Genomic DNA, 10,755 nt, shown 5'->3' on the forward strand with positions numbered 1-10,755 from the left:
TTTACCTACCTCTCAGGGATGCAAACTCTTTATCCATCTTTGCCAGGACAGCATTCATAGAAGCATCGAAGTTCTCCTCAAACTTGACCTTGGGAAGCTCATTTTTAGAGTCCATCTTGATAATTTCCGAGACGGGAACACCTGATTTCAAAGCTTCCTGTGCAGCATCACCGAACTTCATGATTGCCTGCATGATCCTGTACTGCTCAGAGAATGGACTGTAGGTATCTATTGGGTGGAATGCGTTCTGCTGCAAGAAGATTTCCCTGATCATACGGGTAATTTCAAGCAAAAGCTGCTGATCGTCTGGCAGAGCGTCGGAACCTACGAGCTGCACGATTTCCTGCAGTTCGGATTCTGTCTGAAGCATCCCCATTGCCCTTTCCCTCATAGCCACATAATCAGGAGCTACGTTATCTGTAAACCAGCTGTTAAGGCTTTCCTTGTACAGACTATAACTGTTCAGCCAGTTGATAGCCGGGAAGTGACGTCTCTGAGACAGCTTGGCATCGAGAGCCCAGAACACTTTCACAATACGCAGGGTATTCTGCGTAACAGGTTCTGAGAAGTCACCGCCAGGTGGGGATACTGCTCCAATGACAGTAATAGAACCTTTCGCACCGTTGAGAGATTCAGCAACACCGGAACGCTCGTAGAACTCGGCCAGCCTTGCAGACAGGTATGCTGGGTAACCTTCTTCACCAGGCATTTCTTCCAGACGGGAGGAAATTTCTCTCATAGCTTCTGCCCACCTGGAGGTGGAGTCTGCCATAAGGGAGACGTCTAATCCCATGTCACGGAAGTATTCTGCAATGGTAATTCCGGTGTACACAGATGCTTCTCTTGCAGCCACAGGCATGTTTGAAGTGTTAGCGATAAGAACAGTACGCTCCATCAGTGGGCGGCCTGTCTGAGGGTCTTCGAGTTCAGGGAATTCGCTCAGAACGTCTGCCATCTCATTTCCGCGCTCACCACAACCGATGTAGACCACAATTTCAGTGTCACTCCACTTTGCAAGCTGCTGCTGAGTAACGGTCTTTCCCGATCCGAAAGGTCCGGGGATTGCAGCAGTTCCACCTTTTGCCACAGGGAAAAGCCCGTCAAGGATTCTCTGTCCTGTAACCAGAGGTTTATCTGGAGTAAGTTTTTGCCTCACAGGTCTGGGTCTCCTGACAGGCCACCTTTGCATCAGCTGCAATTCGGTCCCATCAGTGAGGGTACAGACTGTGTCTACTACCGTAAAGTTCCCGCTCTTGATGTCGGCAACTGTACCGGAGATGTCGGGAGGCACCATGATCTTATGTTCAATATTCACGGTTTCCTGTACAACACCGATTACTTCTCCGCCTTTTACGGAATCGCCCTTTTTGACAATGGGTTTGAATTCCCAGAGTTTCTTGTGGTCAAGCCCATCTGCAGTAACACCTCTGCCAATGAAACCGCCCGTACTTGCAAGCAGGACGTGCAGAGGCCTCTGAACCCCATCATAAATACTGGAAAGAAGACCCGGACCAAGTTCCACGGATAGAGACGAACCTGTAGAATAACAGGGCTCTCCGGGCTTGATGCCTGCAGTCTCTTCGTATACCTGGATGATGGTCTTGGGCCCTAATATCTGGATGACTTCACCCATTAAACCTTCATTACCGACTTTGACCAGGTCATACATTTTTGCCTGCAAGCCGATGGCGGTGACGACAGGCCCAGACACACGATAAATTTCACCTTTTACTTCCACAGATCAACACCTACCGCTTGTTTTATCTTATCTCTTAAACTCGAGCCCGCTCCGCTGCCTCCAAGAGCTACTACTGTGGGCTGGACAGACTCATTCAAGTTTTTCCTTAAAAGTTCCGGCAGATTACCAATGTCATCATTATGCATTACAAGAATCCCGATACTCTTATCATCAAGCACCGATTTTACCGCGGACTCAGTGGTTGGGACATCAACGACTTCATAGACTTTTCTGATACCCGCCAGCCTGAATCCAGTGACAAACTCGCTCTTTCCGATCACTGCCAATTCCATTAGATAACCACCAACTGGTCTTTAATTAGTGTATCATCGAGACCAGCCTCCTTGCCTCTGAAAATAATCCGGAGGTTGTTGGCCTCATTACTTTTATGGATAATATAGTCCATAATAGTTACAATTGAGATCGGAGATACATGCGAATAAGTGGTTGCAGATTCAAGAGAGTACCTTATGAGCCTGCTTTCAACGATAGTCAGAGAAGCCGTCTCCAGACCCTCGACACTTGAAATTGCATCCCAGTAATGAGTTTTTCGAAGTTCATCGACAAACTGTTCATAAGGGAGCGGTGCCAGTTTCTCGGACTTCAGCTCCAGGCCACCTTCGATCATAAGGGGCATGATCTCATCAGACTTCTCGACTCCTGCTCTTTTCAACCTGAAAAGGGTACCCAGGTTCTTGACATCGACTTCGAGTTTGATGAATCTGACAAAGAGTTTACGGTCCTTGGATCTTGGTTTTCCGATTGCATCAAACAGGCTTGAATAATACGCCTTGTCGAGCTCGTTTTCTATATATGCCAGGTTGGTCCCGTCAAACTCCTGCAGCAGGGGATAGTAGTCGGTCTCTTTCAGGGCATCAATGACTTCCTGATATGTGGCCTTGGCTGCAAGTTCTGATAGGAGGGTATAGGTAAACTCCCCGGCAGAAATCAGAGACTCGAGGATGTCCTCAACGGGTGCATTGTAAATTTTACCACGGAGAAGCGTTTTTATATTCCAGATGTCATATCTTTTAAGATATGCAGTGATCAGGTAGTTCAATTCTCCTGAGGTGATCCTGAGCAACTTATCATAGGTGAGCGCAAGATTCCTGTTTAATGCATGTTCTGCCAGATCGCCACCGCTGTATTTCATTGCCAGTTCGTCAACGTCGTTTTTGTATTCAGATTCCTGGATAAAACGGGTGATTTCATCAATCCCCATATTGAGAAGCCGTGGATACGTTTCTTTAGGAAGCAGCTTACTTTTCATCGCACGGACACGGGTTACGGCATAAGCATAGTTAGAAGTGCCTTTTTTCTTTTTATCGGATTTTCGGGAGGGTTTTGTCCCCCAGAGTCTCTCCAAAAGCCGCATCGAACATCACCCGTATAGATTATCAGATATCTGCTTCAATGAACGCTCATACACGTTTTTCAGGATTGAATCGTATGTGAAATCTAACCTGATTGTCCTGTCTTCGTTTTCAATAACAACGCCGCCGATACAGTCTATATTACCAGAATAACTTAATGAAGATAATTCCCTGGCAGTCTCTTCAGAAGCCTTAGAAGAATAAATTCTAGCGCCGCTAGCTTCATATTTATTGATAATATGCTTCAATAGCTCTTCTTTTTTGGACGCCGGCATTGACTTGATGCTTTCAACGGTCTGGCTATAAACTTTATCTAGAAGTTCCTTGCGCTTATTAAGCGTAATTCTTTTTACTTCCAGGTTTGCACTTGAGATAACCTGCTGGTGCAGCTTTTGGAGGTCCTCTTCCACCTTGGCAAGGCTGTCCCCGAGCATCTTCTTCTGTACTTCTTTAGCCTCATTTGTAATCTCGGATGCCTTTGCATCGGCTTCGGTTTTTAGACGGGAAACCTCGGCTCTTGCACCCTCCTGGATGTCTTTTATAACGATCTCTAGTCCCATGCTTACACCTCCAAATAAATATAGAGCAAAAAAGTGCTCTAAAGCTTAGAGCAGAAACTCTAAGCTTCTTAGAGTGCAACGATACCTAAGGGGAAACTTAGAGCACAGAATCACTCCAGCTCTGCCTGGTAAGGAAAAAACACCCAGAGAAGCTCAGAGTGATGCTCTAAGAAATTTAAGAGCGGAATTCGCTCTTAAATTAAGCAGAATTGATAAGCAATGCAACGACAAGACCGAAGATAACGATGGTTTCAGGAATGACAGTAAGGATAAGTCCCTTACCGAATAACCCTTCGTTTTCTGCCATAGCGCCGATTGCTGCGGTGCCGATTTCTTTTTCAGCCCATGCAGATGCGAGCCCAGTTACTGTGATTGCGAGTGCTGCACCGAGTGCTTTCATTCCATCTGCGTCCAGGAAAGGTCCACTGATTAATTCTTCTCCTACCATGTTTTTATTCCTCCGTGTATTTTCTAATGTATCCGAATGGGTTGTACTTTCTGCCCCCGCCTTCGTAGAATTTTCCGAAGAACTCTACGTACTGCAATCTGAGTGCATGCAGTCCGGGAGCAATGATACTCAAGACAGAGTTAAGGCCATGTCCGAGTATAAACACGAGTATTGCAGCTACTGCTAAGAAACTGATCTTGGAGTGATCCACCCAGATCATTTTAAAAGCAATATCATTGACCGTTGAAGCGATGTAAATCGAAGACAGACCAACTGCGATAATACGGGCATAAGACAATGCATTACCCATAAGAGATGGCAACTCAATCGGGCCTTTGATACCTTCACCTATGGTGAGCATCACAATTCCGAGAATCAGAATACCAGCACCAACGTAAGTCAGTCCTGAATTGCCGCCAAGGTAGCCGATTGCTGCAACGAGTACACCGAGCTGAATAACAAGCCAACTGCCTTTTTCAAGAACTGCATGCTTTATTCCGTGGTGCCTTGCGATGTTTGAAAATCCGAGAAGGTACCCGAGATTCAGTTGAAGCAGTCCTATTACGACAGTTGTTGCAATCATAGTCATTACCATGTGAGTTCTGTGGACAGGGAACGTAAATTCCTCGCCACCGAGCCCTTCAAACAGAACAATAGTTTCCCAACCCGGAATCAGGCCTGGAATTACACCATGTGCTGTATGAAGACTTGCTAACGAGAATCCTAAGAACTCGCCATAAATAATTCCGAATATAAATGTTGATATCTGACAATAGATCAGAATATCCATGAGAGGCTTCACCGCATCTGACTTTACTGCTTTTTTGATAGCCAGTGCAATTGCTCCCAGTATCATTGCATATCCGATGTCTCCGAGAATCAGCCCATACATCAGTGGGAAAGTTATTAAGATCACTGAGGATGGATCGAGTTCAGTATACTTGGGCCTGGAGTACAGGTCCATGATCTGCTGCATCGGCGCTGCTATTTTTGAGTTGTTGTATTCAACAGGGACATGCTCCTCTTCCTCTTCATCAATTTCGAGGCTTGTGACGTATGCCTTGCCATTAGTGGCACTGTTGACTGTACTGACAACTTTATCATAATTCTCGGTTGGAGTCCAGCCTTCGATTATGAATGTGTTTGCAGATGTAGCTATCCTTAGAGGCAATTCTGCCTTCTGACTCTCGATGCTCAAGACCTCGTCACTTGCAAGGATGAAATCGGCATACTTGACTTTCAAGGATTCGATATCAGCCCTTAAGGACTCGGTCTTTCTGGTGACTTCGGCTTCTTTCTGTTCGATAAATCTTAACAGCTCGCTTGGGACACCACCTCTTTCCGGAACTCTGAGATCTCTGAATCCAAGACTCTGAAGTAATTCGTAGACTCTGTCGGCATCGTTTTTGGCTACAAACAGTACAACCGCTTTTGATTGAGGGTCAAAGTACAGCTCGTAAGCTTTGGTGATGCTCGAAATCTGACTTCCATCCAGGCTTCCTTTTATAGTACCCGCGAAAACCTTAAGGCTCTCGTAGCCACGGTAATCATCGAAGTCGAGATTGATGGACAGATAAGGCAGGAGCTCCCTCTTCTGGGAATCCAGGTCTTTCAACTCATTTTCAAGCTGGGCAATTGATTCTGTTTTAGTTGTAATTGCCCTGTCCAGCTCATCCAGCTTCGAATCAAGGTCGCGCAGAACAGAGTCAGTTTTCTGAACTACCGGTTCTTTTTTTACAATCCCCAAATAATTGGAGATGGAACGGATCTTCACAAGCTTTTTTGAAACTTCTTCTGCGTTTTTAAATGGCTTGCTGATCTTAAAACCAGACTCGTCCTCGACAAAATCTTCAATATGAAAGAGATGCGTATCATGCAATGAATCGATGGTGTCTTTTAGAATGCTTTTATGCCCGACAATAACGGCCCTTGTCATCTCTTTAGGTCTACTCATTAAGGACCGCCCTCTCAAACTCCTGTACAAGGTAATTGACGGATTTGTCGATATTAGCTTGAGCTTTTTGGGACATGGCTAATGCGTTTTTTTCACCATCGTTGACGATCTTATCTCTTTCCTCCAGGATCTTTTCTTCACCTACTTTAAAAGAGTCTTGTGCAGCTTTATGTGCATCGATTTCGGCCTGTCTCAGGATTTCCCTGGCTTCGGCCCGAGCATCGGAGATACGCTTGTTTTTGGAATCAATGGCATCGTCAACCATTGATTTAGCGCTCTCTTCCGCTTTTTTTATTTCGGATAAGATTTCATTTTTAGCCATGTGAATCTCCGTCTCTCAAAATTTAATATATAAATTAATAATTAAAAATCCCTACTCCAATGGAGGTAGTTAACAAATCCTTCGCGAAAGAACTATATAACAGCTTCGGTTTTATCGAAAAGGATGGGAGTAAACATAATGATTATTCATGATACATAGAATTTGCAGGAAATTTTTAAGAAATTTAAAAATATAAATAACAAAATATATGGTTTAAATCCAAAAGATTAAATAGAACAGTAAAAAATAATTAAATAGAAACAGTAGAATATAATTGATTGGAAAAAAATGTTAAACCCTGCCTGTATAAAAGAAGAGCAAAGCCATGAAAGTAATATTCGAATTAATGATTTAATAGATGATTTCAAGGTCATTTTAAAATAAATATGAATTTTCAGCTTTGACTTAAGACTTTATAAAATAAGTTACATATAAGAATTCAGCCTTAAAACACATACAGCATTGTCTTTTAGATATAAGAAATTTAAAGCGATTTTAAAAAAGAAAAAAATGAATTTATTGAGAGTGAGAGATTAGACAGTTAGCTAAAATATATACTGTATATTCACGTGATGTGAACCTTTTTCTCATAGAAATGCAGAAATTATTTTGAAGAGATTGACCTCCTGTTTAAATAGAGATTTTAATTTAGAATATGCGAACAAAACTCCCTGAATGAGAATTACTGCGTGGGATCCAATGATAAAAGAGAGTGATTTCAGAAGAAGAGTAGAAATAAAGCTTTTGTTCCCCCCTAAAAGTTTAGAATGAAAATGAAAAAATAATAATTAAAAAATTCCCATCAAGCCCTAAAAATGCAGAAAATATTACAGGAAGATATGACGGGAGAAAGAGACAAAAGAAGAAGTAAGGTCAAAAAATCCATGAGAAGAAGAAACCCCAAAGGGAGCAAAAAAGCCAGAAATAAATATATGCCCCTTTAAAAGGGCATTAAAAAGGAATTACTTAAGCTTATAAGGAATTTTGGCCCCTTTCGGAATGGTATGTATATACTCCTTCCGGAAGTCAGGGTTTCGCATCATGCAATAGGCTGCGTCATCCTTCTTGTAGGCATTGTGCTTCCCCATGCGTTTCCAGATAGTTTCCAGAGGCTCTTCGCATATATTGCCAAACGATAGGGGAGTATATGCACAGGGCATGACCTCTCCGTCCGAAGCGACATGCATCCAGCGCCTGCCGGCAAAGCATCCGAAAAGTTCAGGACCCATAAAATAAGGAAAAGCTGTGACTCTCGGCCCTTCGGGTTTGCTGTTCATGGCTTTCTGGAACGTCTTAAGCCTTGATACGTCCTTCTCGCTTATGACCTCATCCTCATGTTCCATCCAGCGCCCTACTGCAATGATCTCATAGATCGACATCTCTTTCATTTCCAGATCGGCTGCAAGGGAATAGAACTCCTCAAGATCATCTATATTATGCGGAGAAACAACCACAAACATGTCAGTAAGTATTCCGGCAGCACCTGCATTTTTTATACCCTCTATTGCATCCCGGTATGCCCCGGTCCTGCCCCTGACACGATCGTGCTCAGCTTCGAAAGGACTGTCAATGCTGATCCTAGCAGCGTACAGTCCCGCAGCCTTAAGTGCCTTTGCCCTTTCCTCAGAGAGCTTGAAACCAGACGTAAAACATGTCGCAATCGCCTTTGTCTTGTCCACCCTGGCGACCATCTCAACAAGGTCGTTTCTGAGCATCGTCTCTCCGCCATCAAAGGAAACCATATAGGCCCCAAGGTCCAGGCTCTGATCCACGACATTGCAGATCTCATCCAGGGTCAGTTCCCTTTCCGGCTGTATATCGGCCGCCCCGCAGTGAATACAGCGGTTTGGACAGCGGGCGGTAATCCCTATTGAAAACTGATCAGGAACACGCTTTTTTCTTATTGCTGCGATTTCAGCACTTATGACCCGGCTGAAAACAGGACCCGGGATAGGAGGAATCCATGTGGAGAAAATAATCTCGTCTTCACTCACGGAAATGGGTTTTTCTTCAGCAAAAATGTTGTTTATACGTTTCAAAAAGGGTTTTGCAAGCTGGGAAAGAGGGCCCTCTGCATCGAGCACCATCTTTTCGTTATCTGTACTGGCATTTACCTTAATCACCGGACTATCGTATACTCGCATGGATACACCTGATAAAGTTAGTGTCAAAAGCTGAAAACTTTTAGGATATAAGTAGGAAACTAGATGGTATTATTTATGGCATTCTAGATACAGAAATTCGACAGAGTCAATTCATTTTTCAGGATGAGTAGAACTAAATCAGATATTCTGAATCATGTCTATAGTTATATAATCAGTAATCTGGAAAAGCTTATCCCTTGCCGGACATTCCCGGAATGTTCTAAGGGTTTCTTTTGCGGCACTAACATGCCGCCTTACAGAATCTATAGACTTCTCTAAGGCTTCTTCCTTTGACATGTCCCTCATGTAAATGTGCGGCAGGGTTTCAGACGTAAATTTAGATTCCTTGCCCTCGACCACTTCCAGAAATTCAAGGATGTCATCAACAATCTGGTATGCAGTTCCCAGGGAATTCCCAAAGAAGCTAAAACGCTCCGCAAGAGCCTCATCAGCTCCTCCAGTATAAGCCCCAATGGATGCACTGATTGCGAATAGAGAAGCTGTCTTCTTATAGATGCATTTTAAATACTCGTTTTCTCCGAAGTTATCGTCATCAAGCTTCAGGTCGAGAACTTCTCCTTCCGCCATATCGATTCCCGCCGTTCCGAAATCTCGAATTACCTTTTCTCCATAAGGGGAAATGAATGCAATAGATTTTGCAATAAGATAATCTCCACAGAGCAGTGCTCTGGAAGGCCCGAATTTTTCAGGTGCAGAAGGCAGGTTCCTCCGGATAAGCCCCTGGTCCAGCAGGTCATCATGAATTAAGGAAGCCGAGTGCATCATTTCAACGGCAAGGGCTGCATTAAGGCTCCGGGAATATGAGCCTGAACAGATCTCGCTGACCAGAAGCAGGATAATTGGTCGAATTCGTTTTCCTCCGGAATGACAGACATGCCCAACCATTTTTTTTAAGCCGGGGTCCTCTATTCGGGCAATTGAGTCCTCGATCCCGGCTTCTACATATCTGTATTCGTCCCATTCTTCAATATTCATCAATATTACTCCGTATACTTTGACGGGCATCCGGTAACTATTTTATTTGCCTCAAACGTAGATTCGGAAACCATTGATCCGCTGATGGTCACCTGTTTTCCTTCGGCAATATTGGAAGGAAGGTTTCCTACATAATTCACATGTATCTTAAGGTTTTCATCATTTTCGTCTTTCAGTTCAAATGATGTCATACCAGGAGACGTTTCAAGGCTCCCATTCTCTACAATTCCCATGGCATTTATATTCTGTCCGACATAGCTCTGAGGGTCAGAGAGAAGCTCAGATACCGCAAGGTATCCGTCTGAAGAGTCAACTCCATATAACCCTATAAGAAATATACCAGCAATAAACGCAACTGCAAGCAAGGATTTCTTTCTTTTATTCATTTTAAAACCCCGTATAACTCGATCATTACATTAACCTTTTGTTGAACTCTGCATACGTCTTAAGTAATGAAAGGAGGTAGACAAATATGAGGATCCAGCTGATTGCAAACGCCAGAATAAAGGGTTCCATTTGTATCACATCTTTGAGCTATCAGCTTCTCCAGCCCGGTTTTGAAGCCAGGGCAGTGTAAGGGAAAAAAGCTGGTTTTGAGAACTTATGTCTAGCTCTATATAAGAGTATATATTCCTTATCAGAGAAATAAGATTCCCGGGAGAAAAAGAGGAAAAATTAGAGTTTAACCCCCACAGTAAAAATAATAATAGTGATTTTAATCGAAAGAACATAATATTATTTTCACAGTATTATATTATGACATACATAAATATAAATTAGAATTTTTGCAAAGCTGACACATAGAAATGAAGTGATTTGATTTCAAAAAGTAGCAAAAAGAGATGAATTTAGCCAGATAGTCTAGATTTTACAATGACAATAATATTATATTGTAAAATACATATTTGGAGGGATTTACTCTAAAATATTCATGTTAAAAACCTATCTAAGCAGGCAAGCAGGGTTGACAATAAAATTAAACTCTACTTATAAATTTAAAATATACAATGATCAGGACGATTCGACTGGCACTCTCACACGATTTAATGTCAGTAATCTGAATTTGCAGACTCGAAATTCTAAACGAATCAATTTCGGAACATCTAAGGCTAATCCCCGTCACTTTACAGGCTGTCCTACAATTACTGGTAGTAATAATATAATAATCGTCTGTTGTTAAACTGGAACTTTTCAACTTTATTAAATTTGCATTCTATTCA

Annotated in this window: 11 protein-coding genes; all 11 read right to left on the minus strand. The window is 42.8% G+C overall.

Annotation, left to right across the window (positions count from 1 at the left end):
* Position 1: 1 nt before the first annotated feature.
* The 11 genes from EO92_RS05795 to EO92_RS18935 all read right to left on the minus strand — a co-directional run bounded on the left by EO92_RS05795 (position 2) and on the right by EO92_RS18935 (position 10,051).
* Positions 2–1,738: an ATP synthase subunit A gene (locus EO92_RS05795; RefSeq protein WP_048169981.1), complete on the minus strand. Its 1,737-nt coding sequence runs from the start codon at positions 1,736–1,738 to the stop codon at positions 2–4.
* A complete protein-coding gene (locus tag EO92_RS05800; protein WP_048169983.1) occupies positions 1,729–2,031 on the minus strand; it encodes a V-type ATP synthase subunit F in 303 nt (100 codons plus the stop codon). Before EO92_RS05800 ends, EO92_RS05795 begins: the two co-directional genes overlap by 10 nt.
* A complete protein-coding gene (locus EO92_RS05805; RefSeq protein WP_048169985.1) occupies positions 2,031–3,113 on the minus strand; it encodes a V-type ATP synthase subunit C in 1,083 nt (360 codons plus the stop codon). The genes EO92_RS05800 and EO92_RS05805 overlap by 1 nt, the downstream gene beginning before the upstream one ends.
* Positions 3,114–3,119: 6 nt before the next feature.
* Positions 3,120–3,671, minus strand: a complete 552-nt coding sequence (locus EO92_RS05810) for a V-type ATP synthase subunit E (RefSeq protein ID WP_048169986.1) — start codon at positions 3,669–3,671, stop codon at positions 3,120–3,122.
* 199 nt (positions 3,672–3,870) lie between these two features.
* Positions 3,871–4,119 carry a hypothetical protein gene (locus EO92_RS05815; RefSeq protein ID WP_011024042.1) on the minus strand — a complete coding sequence of 83 codons (249 nt, stop codon included), beginning with the start codon at positions 4,117–4,119 and terminating at the stop codon, positions 3,871–3,873.
* Positions 4,120–4,123: 4 nt separating this feature from the next.
* Positions 4,124–6,073, minus strand: coding sequence for a V-type ATP synthase subunit I (locus EO92_RS05820; protein WP_200896742.1), 1,950 nt, complete (start codon positions 6,071–6,073; stop codon positions 4,124–4,126).
* On the minus strand, positions 6,066–6,395 hold the full coding sequence (gene ahaH, locus EO92_RS05825) for an ATP synthase archaeal subunit H (RefSeq protein WP_048135999.1): 330 nt from the start codon (positions 6,393–6,395) through the stop codon (positions 6,066–6,068). Before ahaH ends, EO92_RS05820 begins: the two co-directional genes overlap by 8 nt.
* Positions 6,396–7,357: 962 nt before the next feature.
* On the minus strand, positions 7,358–8,539 hold the full coding sequence (locus EO92_RS05830) for a radical SAM protein (RefSeq protein ID WP_048169989.1): 1,182 nt from the start codon (positions 8,537–8,539) through the stop codon (positions 7,358–7,360).
* A gap of 138 nt (positions 8,540–8,677) precedes the next feature.
* Positions 8,678–9,565, minus strand: coding sequence for a geranylfarnesyl diphosphate synthase (locus EO92_RS05835; RefSeq protein ID WP_048169991.1), 888 nt, complete (start codon positions 9,563–9,565; stop codon positions 8,678–8,680).
* Positions 9,541–9,921, minus strand: coding sequence for a cytochrome c maturation protein CcmE (locus EO92_RS05840; protein WP_048161047.1), 381 nt, complete (start codon positions 9,919–9,921; stop codon positions 9,541–9,543). Before EO92_RS05840 ends, EO92_RS05835 begins: the two co-directional genes overlap by 25 nt.
* Positions 9,922–9,946: 25 nt before the next feature.
* Positions 9,947–10,051 (minus strand): CcmD family protein, encoded by a 105-nt coding sequence (locus EO92_RS18935; RefSeq protein ID WP_082106072.1) that lies wholly within the window; start codon positions 10,049–10,051, stop codon positions 9,947–9,949.
* Between the last annotated feature and the right edge of the window lie 704 nt (positions 10,052–10,755).

This window comes from Methanosarcina sp. 2.H.A.1B.4 (genome assembly GCF_000979385.1).
Classification (GTDB): domain Archaea; phylum Halobacteriota; class Methanosarcinia; order Methanosarcinales; family Methanosarcinaceae; genus Methanosarcina.